At 48.4% G+C, this 23,433-nt stretch carries 17 protein-coding genes; 3 read left to right on the top strand and 14 right to left on the bottom strand.

Annotated elements, in window-relative coordinates; all coding sequences use genetic code 11:
* Nucleotides 1-433: 433 nt before the first annotated feature.
* Nucleotides 434-1,558 (top strand): GGDEF domain-containing protein, encoded by a 1,125-nt coding sequence (locus SK066_RS01285; RefSeq protein ID WP_320543331.1) that lies wholly within the window; start codon nucleotides 434-436, stop codon nucleotides 1,556-1,558.
* 242 nt (nucleotides 1,559-1,800) lie between these two features.
* Here SK066_RS01285 and SK066_RS01280 read toward each other — a convergent pair whose 3' ends face one another.
* The 3 genes from SK066_RS01280 to SK066_RS01270 form a co-directional block, all read right to left on the bottom strand.
* Complete coding sequence (locus SK066_RS01280; protein ID WP_320543330.1) at nucleotides 1,801-2,781, bottom strand: aldo/keto reductase; 981 nt, start codon at nucleotides 2,779-2,781, stop codon at nucleotides 1,801-1,803.
* Between the two features lie 146 nt (nucleotides 2,782-2,927).
* Complete coding sequence (locus SK066_RS01275) at nucleotides 2,928-5,654, bottom strand: copper amine oxidase N-terminal domain-containing protein (protein WP_320543329.1); 2,727 nt, start codon at nucleotides 5,652-5,654, stop codon at nucleotides 2,928-2,930.
* 559 nt (nucleotides 5,655-6,213) lie between these two features.
* On the bottom strand, nucleotides 6,214-7,167 hold the full coding sequence (locus SK066_RS01270) for a CorA family divalent cation transporter (protein ID WP_320543328.1): 954 nt from the start codon (nucleotides 7,165-7,167) through the stop codon (nucleotides 6,214-6,216).
* A 356-nt stretch (nucleotides 7,168-7,523) separates the two neighbouring features.
* On the opposite strand from SK066_RS01270, the gene SK066_RS01265 reads away from it, so the two are divergent.
* Nucleotides 7,524-9,260 (top strand): glycoside hydrolase family 13 protein, encoded by a 1,737-nt coding sequence (locus SK066_RS01265; RefSeq protein ID WP_320543327.1) that lies wholly within the window; start codon nucleotides 7,524-7,526, stop codon nucleotides 9,258-9,260.
* A 280-nt stretch (nucleotides 9,261-9,540) separates the two neighbouring features.
* Here SK066_RS01265 and SK066_RS01260 read toward each other — a convergent pair whose 3' ends face one another.
* From SK066_RS01260 to SK066_RS01210, 11 genes are all read right to left on the bottom strand, one after another.
* On the bottom strand, nucleotides 9,541-10,794 hold the full coding sequence (locus tag SK066_RS01260; protein WP_320543326.1) for a DUF445 domain-containing protein: 1,254 nt from the start codon (nucleotides 10,792-10,794) through the stop codon (nucleotides 9,541-9,543).
* Nucleotides 10,795-10,987: 193 nt separating this feature from the next.
* Nucleotides 10,988-12,412: a sensor histidine kinase gene (locus SK066_RS01255; RefSeq protein ID WP_320543325.1), complete on the bottom strand. Its 1,425-nt coding sequence runs from the start codon at nucleotides 12,410-12,412 to the stop codon at nucleotides 10,988-10,990.
* A complete protein-coding gene (locus SK066_RS01250; RefSeq protein WP_188774476.1) occupies nucleotides 12,403-13,065 on the bottom strand; it encodes a response regulator transcription factor in 663 nt (220 codons plus the stop codon). The genes SK066_RS01255 and SK066_RS01250 overlap by 10 nt, the downstream gene beginning before the upstream one ends.
* A 39-nt stretch (nucleotides 13,066-13,104) precedes the next feature.
* Complete coding sequence (locus tag SK066_RS01245) at nucleotides 13,105-13,875, bottom strand: lantibiotic immunity ABC transporter MutG family permease subunit (protein ID WP_320543324.1); 771 nt, start codon at nucleotides 13,873-13,875, stop codon at nucleotides 13,105-13,107.
* Between the two features lies 1 nt (nucleotide 13,876).
* Nucleotides 13,877-14,629 (bottom strand): lantibiotic immunity ABC transporter MutE/EpiE family permease subunit, encoded by a 753-nt coding sequence (locus tag SK066_RS01240; protein WP_320543323.1) that lies wholly within the window; start codon nucleotides 14,627-14,629, stop codon nucleotides 13,877-13,879.
* Complete coding sequence (locus tag SK066_RS01235; protein ID WP_320543322.1) at nucleotides 14,626-15,342, bottom strand: lantibiotic protection ABC transporter ATP-binding protein; 717 nt, start codon at nucleotides 15,340-15,342, stop codon at nucleotides 14,626-14,628. The genes SK066_RS01240 and SK066_RS01235 overlap by 4 nt, the downstream gene beginning before the upstream one ends.
* A 12-nt stretch (nucleotides 15,343-15,354) precedes the next feature.
* Nucleotides 15,355-15,843, bottom strand: coding sequence for a NisI/SpaI family lantibiotic immunity lipoprotein (locus SK066_RS01230; RefSeq protein WP_250344345.1), 489 nt, complete (start codon nucleotides 15,841-15,843; stop codon nucleotides 15,355-15,357).
* Between the two features lie 158 nt (nucleotides 15,844-16,001).
* On the bottom strand, nucleotides 16,002-16,175 hold the full coding sequence (locus SK066_RS01225) for a gallidermin/nisin family lantibiotic (protein ID WP_188774481.1): 174 nt from the start codon (nucleotides 16,173-16,175) through the stop codon (nucleotides 16,002-16,004).
* A gap of 123 nt (nucleotides 16,176-16,298) precedes the next feature.
* Nucleotides 16,299-17,639, bottom strand: coding sequence for a lanthionine synthetase C family protein (locus SK066_RS01220; RefSeq protein WP_320543321.1), 1,341 nt, complete (start codon nucleotides 17,637-17,639; stop codon nucleotides 16,299-16,301).
* On the bottom strand, nucleotides 17,621-19,459 hold the full coding sequence (locus SK066_RS01215; protein ID WP_320543320.1) for an ABC transporter ATP-binding protein: 1,839 nt from the start codon (nucleotides 19,457-19,459) through the stop codon (nucleotides 17,621-17,623). The genes SK066_RS01220 and SK066_RS01215 overlap by 19 nt, the downstream gene beginning before the upstream one ends.
* Nucleotides 19,450-22,563 carry a lantibiotic dehydratase gene (locus tag SK066_RS01210; protein WP_320543319.1) on the bottom strand — a complete coding sequence of 1,038 codons (3,114 nt, stop codon included), beginning with the start codon at nucleotides 22,561-22,563 and terminating at the stop codon, nucleotides 19,450-19,452. Before SK066_RS01210 ends, SK066_RS01215 begins: the two co-directional genes overlap by 10 nt.
* Before the next feature lie 278 nt (nucleotides 22,564-22,841).
* Here SK066_RS01210 and SK066_RS01205 point away from each other — a divergent pair, with 278 nt between their 5' ends.
* Nucleotides 22,842-23,351: an antibiotic biosynthesis monooxygenase family protein gene (locus tag SK066_RS01205; protein WP_320543318.1), complete on the top strand. Its 510-nt coding sequence runs from the start codon at nucleotides 22,842-22,844 to the stop codon at nucleotides 23,349-23,351.
* The last annotated feature ends 82 nt before the right edge of the window (nucleotides 23,352-23,433 follow it).

Genomic DNA, 23,433 nt, shown 5'->3' with positions numbered 1-23,433 from the left:
CGTTATACTCATTATAACTCATGATTCTCTTAAATACAATCACCGGAAGGGAATTTTTGTAATTTAATTTGAAAAAAAGAAACCGCTTTTACTTGCGTCCCTATTGCGTTTGTCGATTTTCGACTAATCAGGAAAATGGGACTATGCAAACGCTCCTATTTCTACGCATTGAGGCATGATTCGCGTTTTATTGTAGACACTCTGATCATTAGCATGCACAACAAATAGTTCCATCGTTGGTAATCTGTATGTATAGAGTGACAGGGTGTGAATAAAATTATCAGAATATTGTCAAAAAAGCACTCATTCCTACCGTTTATCCTGTCTATCGTGCCAAAAATTACCTTCTTTCTGTCCAAATAATGATCTATAATAACTAGGTGAATACGTATATCGTTTGGTAATTTATCTAATGAGGCAGTATGGTGATGTTATGAAATCCTCAGATTCTGTGTTTGACCATCTGGAGCATGTCAATAAGCAGCAAAAATGGATTCGCAATTTTCTGAGGTCCTACTGGGTGGTTGTGTTCATTCACTTTTTTGCCCAGCTCGGGGCTTTTTTATTTTTGGACTATCCAGCAACTGCTTATCACTTTTTTGTTCATATTTTGTTGATTCCGACATCGTGTATGGTGCTGATGATCGTATGGGCTGATTGGATTCATCGTACTCGGTTACAACTTTCGTATTATGCTCTATTTTTAACAAGTACGTTCATTACATGGACGATTATTTATCTCAACTATGATATCCGCATTATAACCGCCCTCTGCCTGATGCCCATTTTCTCGGCAGTGATTTTTTTTAATAAGAGGTTGCTCTGGATTCCGGCATTGTTGCAGATGTTCGCCTTCCTGACCTTATATTTCGCCGATCCCCACTTTCGTACGTTCCTCACTCCTTTTGATGTTATTTCCATACCTGCATTTATACTGGGAGGAACATTCGTCGCTCATGTTATCGTTTCAAGTGGCAGCGAGATTTTAAACCATCTGCATCATACGATGCAATCCAAGCAGGATCTCATCGTTAAAAATGCAATTATGAGTAAGATTTCCAAAACGGACGGTCTGACCAATCTGTATAATCAGGTGTCGTTCAAAGACTATTACGATACCGCCTTTGATTATGCCAGCCAGGGTGTGACGCTGCATCTTGCCTTGCTCGATATCGATAACTTTAAGCTGATCAATGACACGTATGGTCATCAGGTTGGCGACAAAGTGCTTGGCACGGTGGCACAGATTATTCAGGATCATATCTCCTCTAGCGATATTGCAGCACGTTATGGCGGAGAGGAATTTGCCTTGCTCATTTTTGACAAGACATTTGATGAAGCTTATGCACTCGTTGAAAATATACGACGACATCTGGCTCGGCTTCACTGGGCGGAGCTGGACAATCAGACGGTCACAATCAGTATCGGGCTGCATAGCTGTGAGCCTGGACTCAATAAGGAGCAGCTATTCGAGCAGGTGGATCAGTATTTATATCATGCGAAGCGCTCGGGTAAAAATAAGACGATCACGTCCCATAGTGTGGGTAGCATCGCCTGAAATGAACAAGCTAACGCTCAAAAGCACCGCTATGCATAGCAGCATAGCGGTGCTTTTTGGTTTGCAATCTATTCTCGTTGAAGCAAAATATCGCATGCCAATGACTTCGCAGTGTAGCTCACAATGGATATTCCTAACTTCACATAAGATATGGTGGATTAGACCTGTAAACGATACAGGACGCTTCAATCATCAACAGGTAGTGAGCTAGACGCTAGCGTTCTCTGTGACCAGGTTAGCTATCACTGGAACCCTGTCACTGGATGCGGTACGTATGGCTCTTCCAGTCGCGCAATCTCGTCCGCTGTTAGCTTGATTTCAAGGGCAGCCACAGCGTCCTCCAGATGATGCAGCTTGGTAGCACCAATGATCTGTGAGGTGACCGCAGATTGCTGTAATACCCAGGCGAGAGCGATCTGTGCGCGTGGAACGCCTTGCTCTGCGGCAATCTCAGCTACACGCCCTACTACTTCGCGGTCAGCGTCAACCGCAGCGGTGTAGAGCGTTTTGCCAAATGCATCACTTTCAGAGCGTGCGGTCTGCTCCTCCCAATCCCGGGTCAAGCGTCCGCGTGCCAGTGGACTCCATGGGATGACACCAATCCCCTCCTCCAGGCAGAGCGGCAGCATTTCGCGCTCCTCTTCGCGGTAGATCAGATTCACATAGTTCTGCATCGATACAAAGCTCGCCCAGCCCCGCTGACGTGAAATATCGAGCGCCTTCATAAATTGCCATGCATGCATGGATGAAGCGCCGATATAGCGCGCTTTACCGGCTCGTACGACATCATTTAACGCTTCCAGCGTTTCCTCAATCGGAGTGAGCGGGTCCCAGCGATGAATCTGGTATAAATCCACATAGTCTGTCCCCAGACGACGCAGACTGTTATCAATCTCGCTCATAATCACCTTACGTGATAAGCCACCGCCATTCGGGCCGGGGCGCATTTTCCCATGTACCTTGGTAGCGATAACGATATCATCGCGGTGCGCATAATCCTTGAGCGCACGACCGACAATTTCCTCACTTGTTCCGTCTGAATATACATTTGCCGTATCAAAAAAGTTGATCCCCAGCTCCAGTGCCTGCCGGATAAATGGACGGCTCGTTTCTTCATCCAGTGTCCACGGATGCGCGCCACGATCCGGGATACCATAGCTCATGCAGCCCAGACAGAGTCGCGATACTTCAAGACCAGTATGGCCCAGTTTAACATATTCCAATGTGATTCCCTCTTTCCGCCACAGGGGCACAGGATAATATGACCTGTCTCTATCTTACCCTTTTCCCAGTGTGTGCAGTCAACAGAGGTCAGCAAAAAGCCGTCCAGCTAGAGCTGAACGGCTTGAGCACATCGATGCGTTGGTGATTATTGCGAAATGATCGTTGCTTCGCGTGAAGCGACAGACAATGCGTTCACGGTTGCTGTGCTGCCATTGGCAACGGACAGCACGAATGCACGATATGCCACATTGGCACGAATAGCATTCCCCGTTGCATCGGTATTCAACGTTGTAAATGACCATTCATTATAAGTCGAGCCTGTTACCGTCTGGTAGTTCGGCGCAGTCACACGGTTAGCATCTGCCAGTGTGAAGCTGGTCGCATTACCGGATGGCACGAGCATGATCGCATAGGAGCTAATCCCTGTCGTATTCGCTGGTGGTGTGAAGCTTACACGAATCGCGCTGTTGTTGCTCACCAGATCAGCGGATACGGAAGTCGCTGCTGCGACTGCTTTTTCGGTCAGACTGAATTCACCGGATGCAGCGGACAGAGCATTAACCGAACGAACTAGTCCATCCGCTACTGTCAGCACATACACGCGGTAGCCGACATTACGCACAATCGCGTTGCCGTTATTATCTCGTGTTGCCGCAGTAAGCGCCTGTGTAACCGCCGCGCCTGTCTTCGCAACACGCGTATAATTCGCGGCGACTACACCATTCGCGGCTGCCAGATTAAATGCACCTGCCTGATCGCTACGTACCGCGATAATACGGTATTCCGATACACCCGCATCATTCGCAGGCGTGAAGCTTACTGTAATGTCAGACGCATCACCACGTGCACCACTATTCGTTGCGGTTACACCGGATACAGCCAGTGCAGCGGTGCTACCGGACAATGCTGCTGTACCGGAGGCAGAGGACAGCGTGTACGTATCCGATGCATCACCTGTTCCCACTGCCATTACAAATGCACGGTAGGTCACACCATTTTTGATCAGATCACCATCGGTATCGCGCGCGCCCGATGTGAGTGTAACCGTCTGGTTCGAGCCATTTTTGCTCACCGAGGTATAACGGGAGCTGGTCAGACTCTGTGCCTGACTGAGTGACAGAGAGCTGGAGGACTTGGTAATAAAGATGCGGTACTGGCTGACAAGCGTCTCGTCACTAGCTTTGGTGAAGCTTACCTGTACATCGCGTCCATCTCCATAATCACTCACATCGCTTAATGTCACACTGCTCGGACTGCCTACAGTTTTGCTGCTGGAAGACAATGTGATCGTCGATGATGACGAGGACAATGCGTCTCCATAGGAGCCTGTTCCGCGGCTCATCACGAATACACGATAAGGAACATCATTCACAATCGCATCGCCATTGCTATCCTTCAGACCCGAGGACAGCGTAATGATGCGGGAATCGCCTGTTTTGGACACATCCATATAACGGGAAGAAGCAAGTGAGCTGGCAGTCGACAGATCGAAGTTGCTCGAATCCTTGCTACGTACGACGAAAATACGATAGCCGCTAATACGAGATTCGTCGGATATTTTATCAAACGATACCTGAAGATCGCGGGAATCGCCAAAATTGCTCACATCGGCTACCTTCGTAATCGTTGCTACCGGTGCAGCATTGCCCAGTGTAATGCTGTTCGACATCGCAGACAGACCGATACCGTCATTGGCTGTATTGATTGCCATAACATAGGCAGTATACGAAATTCCCTTTTGGATGATCGTGCCGGATGTATCACGTGCTGTCGATTGCAGACGCACCGTTTGATTGGAGCCTGTTTTACTTACGGTGGTGTAGTTTGCTGAAGGTACAGCGGTCGCTTGCGACAGATTGAAGCTGCTCGCGCTATTCGTTCTCACGATAAACACACGATAGCCGGATACCAGACTTTCATCGGATGCTTTGTCAAACGATACCGATAGATCGCGTCCATCGTTGAAGTCAGCTACATCAACCAGCTTCACATTACTAGCGGTAGCTGTGGCTGACACGGTTCCACCGATCGTGATCGAGGATTGAGCTGGAGTCAGCGCACTCGTATAGCCTGCACTTCCGACAGCCATCACATATACACGATACGATGTACCCTTTTGAATAAAGGCACCGTCAATATCACGCGATTGTGGGGTTAGCGAAATCGTATACGCACTTGTGCTACCCGCCGGGATAGCCTGATAGTTCGCTGCCGGTACAGTAAGCGCACGCGACAGCGTGAATGAATTCGAATCGGATGTTTTCGCTACAAAAATACGATACTGGCTTAATCCTGTCTTACTTGATGACGATGGAAAAATCACCTGAATATCGCCGCCATTGCCCTGCTGTCCAATCACGCTCGCATTCACAAACGCTACAGGCATCACAGCACCTGACGGAGCCGGTGTTGGCGTAGGCGTTGGTGTAGGTGTTGGCGTCGTGGTCGCAATGGTGACGGTCTGTGTAGATTTGTTCCAATCAACCTTGCTACCGAGCGCTTCGGTTACAAAGCGTAGCGGCACCATCGTACGTCCTTTGATCACCTTGGCAGGTACATCCAGTGTCGTTGTTTTGCCATTGATTTTGGCGGTTTTGGAGCCTACTGGTAAAATAACGGTTGTTCCATTCTTGCTTGCGGTTACGGTACGCGTGCTCTGCTTCCAGTCTACATTCGTATTCATCGCCTCAAATACGCCTCGCAGCGGTACCATCGTGCGACTTCCCGACATGACAGCAGGCTGATCTGTGCTCAGCTGTACTCCATTGATCACAATTTGAATCGGCGTTGCCGCAACCGCGTACGGTATATGTACGCCCCCACTTACAGTTAGTGCTGCTGCCAGCACTGCCATGCTAACTTTCTTTTTCACTTTGTCATCCCCTTGTCCCCTGATTACAAACTTGTTTCCCTATTCCGATGTCCTCTAGCAAGCTGATCTCCATAACGTTTCGCATCAAGCGCTCCTATCTCTATCCAGCTTTATATGGATACGCTATCGATCACATTAGAGTGGGTATGCCGCAATCGAGCGCTTTTGCATCGATGATGTACTGCCAATACGTCATTAAAGCGGTTCTTGTCGACATGCTGCTGCCCGGACTCTATGTACGTTATCATCGTTACTATCGGCGAACAACCTGAGGAAGGTTACAAATAGAAACAATTCATTTACTAAAACGGTGAAATATTTGCTTTGCAAAAATCACTTTTTCATTGCACCTCGTGTTAGGAGATCGCTAACACTGATTAGGTAAGATATTTTGCTTTGCAAAAATCACTTTTTCATTGCACCCCGTGTTAGGAGATCGCTAACACTAGAGGTGTTATACATATAACACTCGAATAAGCTAAAATGTTACATCCTCCGCGCAATATAAATAGCCTTTCCGCAGAAAGGCTGTTTGGTTTGTATGTGAATGTAGGAGTGTTTAGTTATCGGATTCTTCCTCATCCTTAATGTTAATTTTCAGAATATCGTCTGTCAGACCGGTACTCTTCAGCCACAGGTACGTAATTAACGTGGTCAGACCGATCAAGCCAAGCGCTCCAGCGTAGCCCCATGACCAATCCAGCTCGGGCATATTTTTAAAGTTCATTCCCCAGATGGCGCCCAGCGCTGTCATCGGTGTGAGTAGCACCGTAAATACGGTCAGCGTCTTCATGATCATATTAGAACGATAATTGCCAATATTATCATCAACCTTGAGCAGTGAATCGATCTCATGCTCATAATTTTGCTGTAGCATACGAATACGCTTCAGGTAAATCTCCATAATTCGGCACGTATTCGAATGCTCTATCGTATCGGGAAACGTCTCTTCAATCGCGTATTCAATCTCGCGCAGAGCGACTGTATGCATATTCCAGCGAGTGAGCTGATTACGCAGATCGATAATTTCCTTGAGCAAGCGGCTACCATTATTGCCCTGCATCCGTTCCTCAATCTTCATTAGATTCTGCTCGATCGCATCCATCCGTGTGAAGAGTGCCCGAATGAAGGAATTAATAATAAAAATAAAGCCCTCAATCGGTGTCTGCTGCTTGCGTACATACTCTTCCCATTCGGTCACACCAATCACCTGCTCTAACCAGTCGGTATCGCCTGTCGTGATCAGCTTATCCCCATTCACATAATAATGAAAAATCCACCCGTCTGCCGCACTATCTGCCAAGCGAGCAATCAATGTGCCATTCATCGCATTATTGCCCTCAACATACGAGATCGTCGAAATATGATTATGCCGACACATCACACTTTCAGCCGCCCATTCCTGCATACGCTCATCAAAATCCTCGTGCTCAATCAATTGCCTGCTGTCCTGTAGCCGATACCATGTCCATTCATGCTCAGAACGTATAACCTCAAGTTCTGGACTCACCATTCCGATCATCTCCCCCGATCACATCTGTTTATTATATAACCATATTCCCTGTATCCCGCATTCGTATCTGTAAGATCAATACCTATAGATATAGATTCGAATCTAGCCTTACCGATTGTTGTCACCTTGATACGGGTATGTAGAAAGTAGAAGCTCTATTACATTTTGCACAATACATTGGATAGCAATCGTGAGTGAGGCTTCATGGAATGGGGTAAGCTATTTTGCTTTCGCCAACATCACTTTTTCATTGAACCTCGTCTTAAAAAATGACCACCACCAGTCCAAGCACATACATCACACATTACATGAGCTAATACCCTGACGTCATTCACATAGGAATAGGAGAAGCGTATATGAAAAAAATTATGAAGCCTGAATTTTGGAAGGAAAGTGTAGTTTACGAGATCTATCCGCGCAGCTTTCAAGATAGCAATAATGACGGGATTGGGGATCTGCAAGGAATCATATCCAGACTCGATTATTTGCAGGATCTGGGTGTGGATGTGATCTGGCTGTCTCCCATCTATACGACGATGAATGTGGATTACGGGTATGATGTGATCGATCACTGTGCGATTAACCCGGAATATGGCACGATGGAGGACTTGGAGCAGCTGCTAGAAGAGCTCCACGAACGCAATATGCGGCTGATTATGGATCTGGTCATTAACCACACCTCGGATCAGCACGAATGGTTTAAGCAGGCTCGTTCTTCCCGTGACAATAAATATCGGGATTACTACTTCTGGCGCGATCCTGCACCGGATGGAGGGCCACCGAATAACTGGACGTCCTTTCTCGGCGACTCCATGTGGCAATATGATCGAGAAACCGAGCAATATTACCTGCATTCCTACAGTGTGCACCAGCCGGATCTGAATTGGGACAATCCTGAGGTACGGCGGGAGATGCATCAGATGATGCGCTTCTGGCTGGACAAAGGTGTAGACGGCTACCGAATTGATGCGGTCAATGCTATTTCTAAGGATACGAGCTTTCCACCCGCAACCGATACGCATAAAATGCAGGCGAATTCGTCCGAATTTTATAAAAATGGGCCGCATATTCACGAATACCTGCATGAAATGTACACCGAGGTATTTTCTCATTATAAAATGTTCACTACAGGCGAGGCGTCTGACGTCTCGCTGGAGGATGTGAAGGAATATACCAATCCAGAGCGCGAGGAAATGAATATGGTGCTCATGATTGAAGCCTCCAAAATCTGCGATGATCCGGACGATATGTGGAAAAGTAAATCCTGGGATCTGCACGAGCTGAAGGAAATTGTCGCCAAGTGGCAAAATGATCTGTACGGCGAAGGCTGGATGGGAACGTATTTGAGTAATCATGATCATCCACGGCTCGTCTCCTATCTGGGTGATGAGGGCGAATATCGGGTAGAATCAGCGAAAATGCTCGGTATCTTCCAGCTGACGCTACGCGGAACGCCGTACATTTATCAGGGTGATGAGATTGGTATGACCAACTCGCCTCATATGCATACGATCGATGATGTGACCGAGCAGCAAGCGCGAATGTATTATGAGCTGATGGTGAAGGAGCATGGCGAAGACCCGGAGAAGATTATGAAGCGAATCCGTACCAAAGCTCGCGATAATGCGCGCACGCCGATGCAGTGGGATGATAGCACCTATGCAGGCTTTTCCAAGCATGAGCCATGGCTTCCGGTGAATCCGAATAAGGCAGAAATTCATGTAAAGGATCAAACGGATGATCCGCATTCGATCTTTACGCTGTATCGTACGCTTATTCATTTGCGCCGCAAAAGTGCTGCTCTGTTGTATGGGAAATATGAGTGTATGTTATCCGAACATGATCATATTTTCGCGTACACACGGGAGTGGAATGATGAGCATTGGCTGATCGTGCTGAACTTCTCGCGCTCGGAGACGGAATTGCAGCTTCCGCAGGAGCTGGCATCGCGGCTGGAAACGGCGGAGTTGATCCTGTGTACGCATGAGGATCATTCGCGTGAAGTGGCACGGGCGTTGATCTCAGAGCAGCCGGCGACACTGAAGCCCTATGAATCGTTGGTGTTCAGGGGGATTTCGATTTTGGACAGCTGAATGATGAGTTTGTTAAATTGGGTGCTTTTGAGTTACAGCACTCCGGCAAGGAATAAGGGAACGGACTCGGGTGGAGCCGCGGGAATCTTTTGGATTAGGAGTACATTGAAGATTCCCGCCCCTCCAAAGTCGTCCTTTTCCCTTATTTCCTTGCCTTCGTTATGTGGTGATTGTAGCATTTTCTTGACTTAACAAAATATAAAAGCCCATCTGCGACATAGGGAGAGAAATCCCCTATACAGATGGGCTTTTGCAGTTATAAATCATGATATGCGAAGCGTTACAGTGCACCTAAGCTCAGATGAATCAGCGACAGGATGATACCGACGATAAAGCCGCAGATGGCGCCGTTGACGCGGATCCATTGGAGGTCTTGACCGACTTTTTCCTCTAGCATGTGGACGAGTGTGTCGTTGTCCATCTGGTCGAGGTTTTCTTTGACGAGTTGACCGAGACGATAGTGGTTGCGGCTGACGGCGTGGATGATGCCGTTACGCAGGCGATCTTCCCAGCTGTGCACCTTCTCCTCGTCCTTACCTAGCTCACGCACGACGGTGCGGTAGACGCGGAACAAGTTTTTGCCGCCTGTATCGCGTTCCTGCTCTAGCATGCGGATGGCCATGCCGCGTACTTCTTCTAGACGCTCCATGATGAAGAGGTGAGCGGCTTCGCCGCGCAGCATGTCGCCTGCCCAGTCTTTGACACGAACCCAGGTATTTTCGTCGTCGATGACCTGGAACATTTGCACACGCAGCTCACGTAGCAGGGATTCACGGTATTCATTGCCTGGTTCCTGTAAATTATCCATCGCGGATGTGATCGCATTTTGCAAAATACCGCCGACCATTTCCTCGTTGATCATACCGGCGAATGCTTGAAAGGCGAAGCCCTTGAAGCCGCCGAGGTTAATATTTTCTAATTGCTCCAGTGCCAGCTTACCAAGCGTGTCGCGATTTTGCGGCTTGCTTGCCCAGTTATGCACCTGCTTGAGAATATGATCCAGCGCTTTTTCATCGTAGCGCTCGGTCAGCATATGGGTTAGCACCTTATTGCCTGCCGCTTGCAGGTCGGCTTTTTGCATATAATCTGTCAGACCGGAGGTGACAAAATGGGCGATCGGCTTCATATCCATCCGTTGGACAGGTGGAATAACCAGATTTACCAGCTCGCGTCGAATCGCCTTTTTACCTAGCTGGCGTGTGATGGCAGACAGTGCAAACGGGAATAGCTTGAACTGACGCAGTTTATTTTCAATACTTTCCTTGTTAAGCAATTCGTTCTCCATCGCCGAGATGAGCGAGCGGATAATCTTCTCGCGATTACGGGTTAACAGCGATGTATGCGGGATGGGCAATCCCAGCGGATGCCGGAACAGCGCGGTTACTGCAAACCAGTCGGCAATCCCACCGACCAGTCCGGCTTCAAAGCCGCCCTGAATCAGCAAAACGAGTGTCGTCTGCGGCAGAAACAGCGTCACGATGAATCCGGCTGCCATCACCGCAAGCGAAATACTCGCTAAATACCTTGAATTCATAAGCTTCCTCCTCCAACGCTTCACTCCACGTCGACCAAGTGGCCGGATGTGCAATAGTATAGCACACTTCAAAATCCCACATACTATTAAGTCAATCCTTTACAGGATGAATCAATAGCGGCTGTGCTCCATTATACATACGTGAAGAAGGCGCTGAAAGATGTCATTTATTTATACGAGCAAAGAATAGATTTTACACATTTCCATTCGCCATATTCGATGTCGACTGCGCTTCTTCCGAGGCACTCGGCACGCGAATCGTCACCTGCCCGCCTCCACCCTTCAGATCGTTTTGCAATTGTAGCGAGCCATGATGCAGCTTGATCACGTAATCGGCAAAGGTCAATCCCATGCCATAGTGACCATCTGCGTTCCGACCTTTATCGCCTCTGTAAAATAGCTCGGTCGCCTTTTCCAGTGCCTCTGGCGTAAAGCCCGGCCCACTGTCGGTAATCACAAGCGTTAAGCCATGTCGATCACAATGGACATCGATATGCATACTGGCACCTTCCGGCGTATGATCGAGTGCATTGGCAATAATATTCATCAGGGCACGGTGAAACAACTGCTTATCCAGTGGCACGACCATGTCGGTGCATTGCCCCTGCTGTTCGATCGCGATATGCTTGCAGCCTGCATAGGCACGAGTATCACTCAGCAGTTCTTTTAACCATTCCTGAATGGCGACATTCTCTTTATGGAGAGTCAGACTACTACCCGTGCGCGACATCATAATCAGCATACGCACATGCTGGTCGATTTTGTCGCTTGCATTCAAAATGTAACGGGTGTACATATCCTGTTCGTGATTTTGCTCAGACAAACTAAGCAATTCCGCATTACCGCGAATAATAGTAACTGGAATTTTGATATCATGGGCAAGCGCTGCAATCTGCTCCTGCTTGGTCTGTTCCATTTTCCATTGCGTCTCCAGCGATTGCTGTAATGCATCCTTCATTTCAGTTAACGCCTGCGCCACATCGTCAAATTCTTTAATGCCTGACTTCTTCTCCGCAAAATCGAGATTTTGGTTTTGGATATGACGTGTGATCCGTGTTAATGTCTTGAGACTATTTTGAAATCTTCTGGCAAATATAGTCGTCACCAGAAAAGAGATGATCACGATGGATAGCCCCAGCAGCACATTACCCGTCCATTCATAATTGGGCAGATGACTGCGTAAATAGGGCGAGCTGAATTGCGGACGCAGATCGGATTGCAGCACACAGTAATCGTTAGGACGCTCAATCAGGGTATACACGGTCTGTCCGTAATACGCTGGAGATCGTCCATTCACGAGCTGACTGGCTAGCTTCACCTCTGCATCGTCCATATTGCCATACAGCACGGCATGACTCTGTTTATCCAGAACGACATACTTGGAACCAAGCGGAAGCATATCCTCACGAACGACTGCTGCTTCGCGTATGATCGGCTCTCCCTGCTTGATCAGCTGTTCATTGTAGTTGGCAGGGAACACCCAGCCTGCACTGATGGCAAAGGTCGTGAGTGCCAGATACAATCCAATAACCAGCACAAAGCTCAGCCCAAGCGCAACCAGATACTTGAACAATTCTCGGCGCAGGGTCGTTTTGCGTTTATGTATTTTTATTCCCACCGGTATCCAACACCCCAGACGGTCGTAATCGGCATTCGGTTATGTTCTTTACATTTTTTACGGATCGACCGGATAAATTCGGTGATGGTCGAATATAGTGCATTGCCATCCATGCCATAGATTTCTTCGTAAATCTCTTCCCGCGTGAACACATGATGACGATTGCGAGCCAAACATTCGCATATTTTGTATTCATTTTTGGTGAGATGCAGCTGGATATCGTCAATCCAGATTTGCCGCAGATCAAAATCGAAGGTGAAATCGCCAATCTGCTGACGGGACGGTCGCTTCTCCCTTTTCTCCCGCCGCAAATGGGCATTCACACGTGCTCGCAATTCCTTCACACCAAACGGCTTGGTAATATAATCATCGGCGCCTGTCATGAGCCCCTGCACGATCGCTTCCTCTTCCGAGCGTGCTGTCAAAAACAAGATGGGACAATCAACCGCATCTCGGATGGTACAGCAAAAATCAAATCCATTCAGCTGCGGCATCATCACATCAAGCAAAATCAAATCATAGCCCTGTACATCCTCAATCGTTAGCTGATGCACCTGATCGCGAACGCTAACTAGATGCTGATCCAATTGCAAAATATTACCGATAAGCGTAAGAATATCGCGATCATCATCAATCGCCAGTATTTTGAACACGACCATCACTCCTAGCTCGTAATTGGTCTCCAGTTCGGCTTATTCGTACGCTCGGCTTCCTTCCCAGTGACGGAACCACAATAGACTACCTAGTAGCGTAATCAGGCTAGCCGTAATGACCCATAGCCATCCCATAGCCATATCCTGCTCCAGATACGACTGTACCGTGCCGGTCAATGTGCCCATATGCAGCAGTGCAATACTGTCGGTCATCCGTACCCCCCATGCCCACGGGATATAGTGCCAGATATGATCGCCCAGACCGGTGATCATAATCGCCGCAATCAACGTACCCGAACCGCCCAACAAAATCGACGCTCCGATACCGAATGTAAAACTTACCCATAACTGGATTACGTACAGTATAACACTACTGAGTAGCAAATAAACTGCTCCCAGCAGAAATGCGCCATACGGAACATGCTCTACTGGCAATACCAGCGTGATGCCAATGCCAAGCAGCAAAACGGATAAAATAATCGCCAGACTGCCACAGCCCCAGACGAGTAGTAGCTTGCTGACATAGCCCGTTTCTTTCGTACGTGTACGGGTCAATACATTTTGAAAATGACCTGCCTGTGCCTCCTGCGCAGCAACCATACCGCAAATGATGCCGGACAATAGCGGCATCATCGCACCCAGCGCCTCCATATAGCCCGTATACACATTGACCAGCGCATACGGCCTACCTTGAATATAGAGCAGATAGACAACCGTCCAGATCAGCGGCAAGCCCACATGCATCCAGACAAAAGGCGTCCGTTTCATTTTGTACCCATCCGCATGAAGACAACGCCAGACTGCGATCATCTTAATTCACCTCCGTTTGCATACGGGATGAGCGTGCCACCCCTGCGAATGCCGATCCTGTCCCGAGCATCACGAGTACAAATAGCACAAGTGCTAATGGCGCGCCGATTGAAATGACAGCTGGATTCCACAACGTATCTCCAGGTGCAAGCGGCACACCATTCGGATGTACGCCAATCGTCGGACACATCATCCGAATCGCCCAGCTCCATGGATTGATCCACCATATCGGCAATGGCGCAAGATACGTGCCTAATCCAATTCCACCTACCGCATTCACGAGCAATGCCGTGACCAGTCCCCATTTGCGTGCCAGCCATAGACAAAATGGAATTTGCCATAGCGTTCCGAGCCAGAGTAGCCCTACCGCGAGCAGTGTATTCGACCATTGTCCTCCGATCGGCATAACGATTTGAAATAACAACAGGATCAATTCAAAAAAGATCAGCATGCCCAGCGTATAGCCTGCAATCACGATCACTTTGGCATACCAGACCTTGGACAACGAGACCGGTAGCGAAAAGATGCGATTATAGCCGATCGAACGCTCTTCTTTCTGGTGAGATAAGCCGCTTAATAGCGCAATGACCAGCGGCATAAAGAAAATCGACCACCAGTTAAACGTATTGGTCACCGTATACATCGGATTCATGAAAAAGGAAAATAGCAGCACCAGTACAGGCACGACCAGCAGCATTTTACGTGAAAAGGACTTTTTGAATTTGAGATGCTCTGCACGTAGATAGCGAATCATCGTGTCACTCCCTCCTTCATACGATCTGCTTGCACTACATTCATAAACAGCTGCTCCAGATCATCATCCGGATGAATCTCGCCCTGATATCCAAGCTTACCGTTATTAATGATACCGATATGGTCAGCAATCAACTCGACCTCGGATAAAATATGGCTCGATAAGATGACCGTCATGCCCATTTGTGGAAAAGAACGAATCAATTCGCGCAGTTCTTGAATGCCGAGCGGATCAAGACCATTGGTCGGTTCATCTAGAATTAATAGCTGCGGATGGTTCAGGAGAGCGATGGCGATGCCAAGCCGCTGCTTCATCCCCATCGAAAATTGCCCTGCTCGTTTGCGCCCGGTATGAGTGAGAGCGACCATATCCAGCACCTCGCTAATGCGGCGATCATCCAGCCCGAGCAAAATGCTGTGCACCTTGAGATTCTCGCGTGCCGTCAGATTGGCATACAGTGGTGGCGCTTCGATCAATGCGCCGATATGGCTTAGATCGCGGCGGCTCCATATATGATTATCGAATAAGATGTTACCCGAAGTGGGCGATAGCAATCCTGTGAGCATTTTGAGCGTAGTCGATTTGCCCGCGCCATTCGGTCCAAGCAGACCGTAGACGCTATTGCGCCGAACCTGTAGACTCACATCAGCAACAGCCGTTTCGCGTCCGAAGGTTTTGCAGAGTTGTTGTGTTTCCAATATATATTCACTCATATGATTCATCCTCTATCCTTTAGATTTGGTAGCTAGCATGTATTGATCATTGAAACGAATGATAACCGATTCATTTTTGGAGTCTGATGCCGCCTGCTTGGGCTGATAGACGACTCCATACTTCAATGATTTTTTTTCGCGAACGTCTTTTGGATTCGAATATACATAAGGCTGCTTCAGCTCCTGCTTGCTCCATCGCTTACCGTTTTGATCCACAAAGTACATTTCACCGACCGATCCAATCGCACGTCCGACTTGATCCGATTTCACCTCATTCTGCATCTGGTATACATCGCCATTAAATACAAAGCAGTCTAACCGACCGCTATCAATTAACTGCTCCATCGTCACAGGCTCTACATCGGGGTCCACCGTATAGCTGGCTGTTTTCTCCGTTTCGGTGATCACCTTTTTCTTGAATTGATCCAGACTCTGACATCCCGTGGCTACGAAAACGAGCACGATACACACGACTGAGGATATGAATTTAGCTGAACTCATCTCTTCGCCTCCCTGATTTATTATTAATCCCAAAAGATATAAAAAAAGCGGAGTACGCCGCTTCCCCCGAAAGGTAGCCCTCGTCCCCCGCTTGCAATCATTCCATACACAGGTCGTTCCCTGAGTTTATAGTATACGTATGTATACGACCCGTTTGATTACTTACTGATATGACAGTTGCAAGTCGCAGTTTGGATAAAGCATGTTTGCAGTACGCCAGTTACACAACCTGGTGTACAGAAGCTTTTACTTTTCCATTGCGGCTCTACTTGCAGTGAAGATTGCTGCGGGTTTTTCACCAGATCCAGATCGAAATCATCGAATTTTGCCATTGTGCTCAACTCCTTTTCTTTGGGATGAGTTCATTGTATACGGCAAATATCAGGATTTTATCAGAATCTGGCGGTAAATTATATTTTTTTCCAAATCGGTAAAATGAATGTTGTTCCTCTCTTTCACGCTAGCATAAATGCCTGCTGCCACAGTGTACGTTGTCCTAATTCCAGATGCAATAAGGTCAGAGCTGTACCCGTTGTGCCATCCAGCAGACCCGTGTACTGTACCGCGGTCATGCCTCTTTGCTCAAAATGCTCCAGATTGGAAAATCCAAACGCATACTGTGGATCATCCTGCTCCATGATCGTTGCTTTCAACCGATCGATATGGGTCTGGAGCGATGGCGAGCCACTCCAAAGCTGGAACTGACTGGCGATCTGAGCAAGACCGGCAAAGCCGTGGCAAAAGGTAGGTGAATAGATATGATGGATATCCTCCAGCGTATGCTGAAACGTATCCAGTGCGAGCTGCTTCCAGTCGTCTCTTGCCAGCACTGCGCCTGCATGCCAGAGTGCTACGCACACGCCGGGGCTGCCATAGCACCACGCGTCACGTCGAAATTCTGTCTGTTCATGTGCTTTGCCCTGTTGGAATTCATCCATACCGATGCAGCCCTTCCAGAACAGATACCCCTGCGCATCTTTACTGGCAAATTGGATCACGAACGCTGCCATCTCCTGAATCGCCTCCAGCTGGTTCGGACGACGAATCCCTTGCTGCCATGCCTTGCATAGTATGAGTAGAGGGCCCGGAATACCATGCGATAAGCCTAGATTGAAATTACCTTCGGGATACTGCTCCTTCTCACTTTCACTGAATTGATTCGCGGCTGGAATATGCCAGCCGGGCACAGAGAGACCATCTACCTGAATCGGTTGGGCCAGCTCAATCAAATAATCCACGACCTGCTCTAGCAATGACTGAATCTGCGGCTCCTGCTGGAATAGTAGCAAGTAAGCCGCAATCCCACTTAGTCCTTCGATCACATCGTAATCTCCGCTACGCACAGTACCTGCTCTAGCATGGTCCAGTAGGACTGGAACGTGAACGAGCAGGTAATCATGAATCCGCTGAATAAACTTGCCATATAGCTGTCCATTTTGCGATAAACATACGGTAGCCAGACCAATTCCGGCAGCTCCTGAAAAGAGCGATGGGCTATGGATACCTTCGCTGGCGATATGCTGCACCAGAATGGACAGATAATGATGCCCTCTCTGATCCCAGCCCTCGTCTGGGAAGTGAGCATGCAGCTCCGCGTACAGCATACAGATGCCCGGAATGCCATGACTTAATGAAGACACGCTCCATGGACTAATACGCTCATCACCTAGCTGCAAATCGTTATGTGGATGCGTAACCACATCCAGCAGGCGATCATAATCCTGCATATTGAGCGCGATCTGCTTGATCCGGTCAACGATGGGCAGACCAGTTGCGGTTATTGCACTTGCTTCCATTCGGCTTCGCCTCCCATATCAATCTCGTAATTTTCCGATTCATACATTTGTCGATATACCGGACAATCGCGCAGTAACTGCTCATGCACACCCTCGCCAACGATCCGCCCTTGATCCATCACAATAATCCGATTAGCTTGCTGAGCCGCTACCAGTCGATGCGAGATAAAGATACCGATCTTTTGCCGGGATAATCGGAAAAAGGTATCAAATGTTTCCTTTTCCGCAATTGGATCCAGCGCCGCGCTCGGCTCATCCAGAATGTACACCGAGGCGTCGCGGAAATAAGTACGGGCAAGAGCGATCTTTTGCCATTGTCCACCGGACAGCTGACGTCCCTCGTCAAACCAGAGTCCAAGCTGCATATCCAGATTGTAGTCGCCCTGCTCTCGGACAAAATGTGCCTGCATGCGCTCCAGCGTCGCCTTCATTCGTTCGGTATCCTGCATCCGCTCCACCTGACCGAAGCCGATATTCTCCTGAAGCGTCATCTCATATTTCATATAATCCTGAAATAAGACCGCGAGCTGGTTGCTATAGTCGGCTGGATGAATCTGCTCCATCGATTGACCATTAATCCGAATACTTCCGTGCTGCATGCGGTACAGACCGGACAATAGCTTGATCAATGTACTTTTGCCTGAACCGTTCGGCCCTACGATCGCCACTCGTTCACCTGCGCGAAATGTAAGACTGATATTTTCCAGACTACGCTGCTCACTGCCCGGATAGGCAAAGCTCACATGCTCAATATCGATCTCACGAATCGTCTCGGTGTAATCGCCTGCTTGTAGATGCTCAGGAATCACTTCCTCCCGATATTCCAGAAATTCGAAGAGCTGGTTCATATACAGATTGCTGTTATAAATCGCATAGATCTGATTAATGATCGCCTGCGAGTTGCTCTGTACCATGCCGACAGAGCGAATGCAGCTTAGCACATTACCGACCATAATCCGACCTGCATAAGCCGATAGAATCGCCAGTAAAATCACAGCCGCCCCGACAATCTGCACAATAATCTCATAGATAAAATTAAATGCCGTCTTGCGCCGCAGCACCGTCGTATCCTGTTGCAGGAATTTGCGTTTAATACGCAGATAATGCTCCAGAATGTAGCCCTTCAGACCGTACAGCTTCACTTCCTTGAATGAGAAATCATGCGTCAAAATGTAATTCAGATACCAGGCTCTACGCTCTTCCCCTGTTCGCTTCCACTGTATGAAAAACTCCTGCTGCCCGATCCGTAGAAAATAAAAGAGCGATAAGATTGGCACCAGCAACAGCAATACAGCGATAAACCAGTTCCACGTCATCAGGAAGATAATCGCGGATACGAGCGTCACCGCTGCCGTTGCCATAGCGATAAAGGACTGAAAAATCTGAAAGGGCTTGTACGAAATCTCGCGCGTGATGCGCTCCAGTCGGTCGTATACTTCTGGATTTTCAAAGTCCTCCAACGCCAGCCGTCCGCTTTTCTCCATGATCATATAATTCAATTTGTAATTCATACTGAACTGAAAGCGCGTATTGTAATAATCCATCGTTTGTGAGATCAATTCCGACAGCAGGGTGACGACGATATAGGTGCCGAACAGCCATAGAATCGGCTGGATTCCTGCCTGAATGTGCACCAGTGAGTTGATCAGCTCCTGCGAAATATACAGCGTGGCGATTGGCGCCAGCCCGGTAATCAAGCTCAGTACAGCAATCACGGTAAACAGTCTGCCCTCCAGGCGAAATACAAGCTGGAGCGTACGGGGAAGCTGACGCAGCGTGAACAATAGATCACGCAGTCGAAAGGTTTCTTTTACTTCCATGACAGACTTCCTTCCCGGCTGCGGCTATGCAGGGCATGCAGCGTATGAGCGGTCAATGCCAGCGCGCGGCGTTCCTTTTCACGATCAGTGCCGAGCAGACGGTTACAGTGCAGATGGAGCACGCTACCGATCATATCTGCTGGATGTGCAGTGAGTGGCAGCTCCTGATGCAAATAGGTCGCATACTCGTGAGCATGTGCATCCCGAAGCGCAAGCAGATCGAGCAGCTCCTTGCCACCATCCTCAGCAATAAGCTGCTGCCACTGATTCGAAGGATCACAAAGCTCGGTATAGTAGGCTTCCTGCTGCTTGAACTCCTGACGATATTCGTTATTGGCTATCCCTTGACGACTTAAAATATCCAGCTGCTGCTGAGGATTCAGATGAAGCTGCTGTAACAGACGGATGATCGACACCATCGCAATCGTATCGGTTTCCATCGTCAGCTGCTGTAATCGCCGTCCACGCAAAATCGATTCCACGACAAAGCTATCTGCACTAAACAGTCGCTCTGCCGCTTGAATAGCCGCCACACCGCCATAACGCTCCAATTCACGATCATACGAAGCGATCAGATAATCGGCAATTAGCCCTTGCTGCTTCAGCCCTTTCAGCCATTCCAGCACATCGGGTAGCATCGTCATGAGCGTCTCAGGATCCGCATTGAAGCGAAGTCGAATATGTGGCTTTGGGTCCATATAACGCATGAAGAAATGCTGAACCGGTAAATGAGCCGATAGCTCACGACAGAAATCCAGTAGCTCAAACGCAATCAGCTCTTCCTCTCGCGCTTGCTTGCCATATAGCTTGATATACAGCCAATCATCCATTGGCATCTTCAAGCGCTGCTGCTCCAGCTCCATGCTGCACAGCTTAGGCTGAATGATCTGCGGCTCCTCTTCAGCGATGCGTACCAGCGGTACAACTACTTCTGCCACATATCCGCGCCCTTCTGTATCATGAACCGCAGGCTCGCCCTCTTCCAGAGCGACCAGCTGAATATTCTGATGACCAGACTTGCGAAGCTCTGCGAACAGCATGCGCATAGAGCGCTCATCCGCTGTGTCCACGATCAGTCGATGATCCGAATTCGCAATATAGAAGCTGGATGGTAAACGATAACGCAGACGGAATGCCTGGAATCGCTCGGCAAATTCAGACTCATCCGGCTTGTCGTGATCGTATAGATCATTCAGGTTGATCTGCCACTGTTCACCGGATAGCACGATGCCTTCATAACGAATTTCCGGTACATATTTAAATACCTTGTACACATCCGTCCAAGGAAAATAGCTCCAGTTCCGACGACGATGCTCCTCCATTTCCTGTAGAAATCGAATCGCATTCGCCGTCATCAGCGGATTCAGCATATTGTTGGCACCAAATACGAGCAATTCCCCACTCCGGCGATGGCGTGCATAAAAGTGATTACCATGTATACCGATGCCGATATCCTCGATGCTCACCTGATCCGCTGCATCGCGCGAGCTATTCGTAAATAGCGCCATTTCCCTGGCACGACCGCTCGCATTACGCGTCACATTACCAGAACGAATCTGGTGTGGGATGAAGCTAAGCTCACACATCTGCTCTGCCTGCTGTCCACGTACTCGATGCTCTTCATGATGAATATGGTCTAATACGGTATGCATCCCTGATGACAGATGAGCGAATCGTCCAAATGTTTTGCCCGCCTGCCGGGAACCGATATTCGGCCCAAGATATAGCAGCGGTTGCCCTTCTCTCATGCGCAGCAAGAAGTTCAATTCCAGCGATACCGGAATTTCGCTAGCATTCGATTCGGCATGGAAGTGAGGTTCAAAATGCTGTCGCGTCCACTCGATCGGCGTGCCCTTCTGCACAGCTTCCATGTAATGGAGTAGTAGCAGACTTTTGAAGGCAGGCGTCACATATTCGCCCGGCTGAACCTGTTCAAAATAATCATTGGCTGGATGGGTATACGAGTAAGGCGCTCCAATCCCAGTCGCGGTATCCAGCATTTCCAGCAATGGGACTTCACGATCCACACCGTATTTTTCAATAAACTTATTTTTATACTGCTCCCAGTAGCCCTGTCGCTGCTCCAGTGGGATGGCTATAGCAGATAACGTGGAGGCAAGATGTGCCATCTGCCCGGCGATATCCTCACCCAGACGTAATCCTGAATCCATCCCCTCCCCCTGATCCATGCCCGTATCAATCTGTAGCGGTGAGGAGGACGATTGAATATGCTGCATCGCTTCAACCAGTTGCAGGTAGGCAGTCTCTCCAGCTCCCGGCTCGGTGGCATTATAATCACCGATCATGCGCTGAATCTGCTTGAGCTGTGCGATCAATTGGGGATCGAGATAGCATCTTTCCAATTGCTCGATGACAAAGGCGAACTGATCGCTAGCATTCAGCGGAGGACGCAGATTGGAGATCAGAAACTCTTGATTGACCATCTCCTGTACATAGTGCTGGATACGCTCTGCCGGTGTATCTGGATAATAATGTAGTAACGTCTGCACCAGTGCCGGGAATGAAGCCGCTATACGACTATGCTCATACAAAATTTGAAAGGCAGGTGTAGCACGAATCTGTACATCCTCGGACTTCCCATCGATGCTATACAGCAAATACGCACGATCTCCCTTGATATAACAGGCTGGATTCAGCTTGAAATGAAGCTGGACACTATGTTCCTGCTCCACACGCTTGATCAGCAAAAATAACCATTCCAGATCGACTCGCGCCGTTTTGCGAATATGCAGACGGTCGTATGTCCATTGATGATGCTCTTCAAATTGCCCTACCCCTACGGCTGTAAACAGACCAAATGGAGTCGTACGATGAGCACGCCGCCCCGCATACTTCAGCATCGCCTGAACAAAATTACGCTTCTTTTTCCCGCTTAGCTTCTCCGGCTGATCGATATAGACATTCATCGTGTCATACAGGGTGCGACTCGCGATCAACACCTGTTCACGAAATAACGGGTCCCGGCACCATTGCTCCAATTGCTCCTCCACTTCTTCCATATTCATAGGCGCTGTCTCATCGGAGACAGGGCTGAGAGGAAGGCGTACCATATACTGTCCGACTGGCTGAAAAAGTGGCTTCATATCCATGACCTCTTTTCGAATAAATGTATTTTAAACAGATGGAATCGGTTCGGCTTGATCCATTCCGTATGGACGATGCAGTAGACCAGCAGTCCGGTGAACGTGCTTGCGAATTGCAAATAAGGGATAAAATAAAACGATTTTTGCGTAGTCACAGACCGTACTGGTTATGTACATAACAGCTTCTATGCGTTGGTTGATAAACTGTGGAATTTATTTTAATGTACAAATATCAGGTTTTTATCAGAATTGTATTGAACCTATTGGAGGAATATTTCATGTACATGTATATCAGCTCCCATAATATCCATGATCAATTTCCAGAAGCTGCTCATTTACCAGAGGTGATCTCCATGCGCCATGACGGGGATGTTCGTTATGTGATGGAGATTGATGAGATTTTGCCTGTTGATATTCGTTCCCAGCATACGTTCAGCTATGAGGTGCTGGACAGCGGCGGTCGTGTTGGTGGTCAGTTTGCGGTATTGAATAATATTCCGGTAACTGCAGAGGGTCGCTCTGCCTTTGAACAGCGCTTTATGAATCGCGCGCGCAAGGTAGAGGAGGAGCCGGGCTTTGTTGGCATTCGTGTGCTGCGTCCACTCGATGATGATACGTATGTGATCATGACGCTGTGGGAAGGCGAATCGGACTTCAAAGCATGGCAGGAATCGCAAGCGTACAGCCATGCGCACCGCAAGCGGAATACAGAAGAAGGCATCGATGTACAGCAGCCGTCTATTTTCCCACGTCCTTCCTTTGTGAAAACATTTACGGTCGATCTATAGGCAGTCTGCTTCGTTAACATAACCTGCAAAAGCCTGTTCTCCAAAAGAGAGCAGGCTTTTTACATTTGACCTATTCTATCAT

Source organism: Paenibacillus hunanensis (assembly GCF_034055775.1).
Lineage (GTDB): Bacteria > Bacillota > Bacilli > Paenibacillales > Paenibacillaceae > Saccharibacillus > Saccharibacillus hunanensis.
This window is presented reverse-complemented; position numbering and strand designations above follow the sequence as displayed.

Bases quoted from the DNA above. Each gene is read 5' to 3' on its own strand.
- SK066_RS01220 (WP_320543321.1), bottom strand. From the start codon at position 17,639: ATGGAAGCAAGTGCAATAACCGCAACTGGTCTGCCCATCGTTGACCGG.
- SK066_RS01240 (WP_320543323.1), bottom strand. From the start codon at position 14,629: ATGATTCGCTATCTACGTGCAGAGCATCTCAAATTCAAAAAGTCCTTT.
- SK066_RS01285 (WP_320543331.1), top strand. From the start codon at position 434: ATGAAATCCTCAGATTCTGTGTTTGACCATCTGGAGCATGTCAATAAG.
- SK066_RS01230 (WP_250344345.1), bottom strand. From the start codon at position 15,843: ATGAGTTCAGCTAAATTCATATCCTCAGTCGTGTGTATCGTGCTCGTT.
- SK066_RS01245 (WP_320543324.1), bottom strand. From the start codon at position 13,875: ATGATCGCAGTCTGGCGTTGTCTTCATGCGGATGGGTACAAAATGAAA.
- SK066_RS01225 (WP_188774481.1), bottom strand. From the start codon at position 16,175: ATGGCAAAATTCGATGATTTCGATCTGGATCTGGTGAAAAACCCGCAG.
- SK066_RS01260 (WP_320543326.1), bottom strand. From the start codon at position 10,794: ATGAATTCAAGGTATTTAGCGAGTATTTCGCTTGCGGTGATGGCAGCC.
- SK066_RS01210 (WP_320543319.1), bottom strand. From the start codon at position 22,563: ATGAAGCCACTTTTTCAGCCAGTCGGACAGTATATGGTACGCCTTCCT.
- SK066_RS01270 (WP_320543328.1), bottom strand. From the start codon at position 7,167: ATGGTGAGTCCAGAACTTGAGGTTATACGTTCTGAGCATGAATGGACA.
- SK066_RS01265 (WP_320543327.1), top strand. From the start codon at position 7,524: ATGAAAAAAATTATGAAGCCTGAATTTTGGAAGGAAAGTGTAGTTTAC.
- SK066_RS01235 (WP_320543322.1), bottom strand. From the start codon at position 15,342: ATGAGTGAATATATATTGGAAACACAACAACTCTGCAAAACCTTCGGA.
- SK066_RS01205 (WP_320543318.1), top strand. From the start codon at position 22,842: ATGTACATGTATATCAGCTCCCATAATATCCATGATCAATTTCCAGAA.
- SK066_RS01215 (WP_320543320.1), bottom strand. From the start codon at position 19,459: ATGGAAGTAAAAGAAACCTTTCGACTGCGTGATCTATTGTTCACGCTG.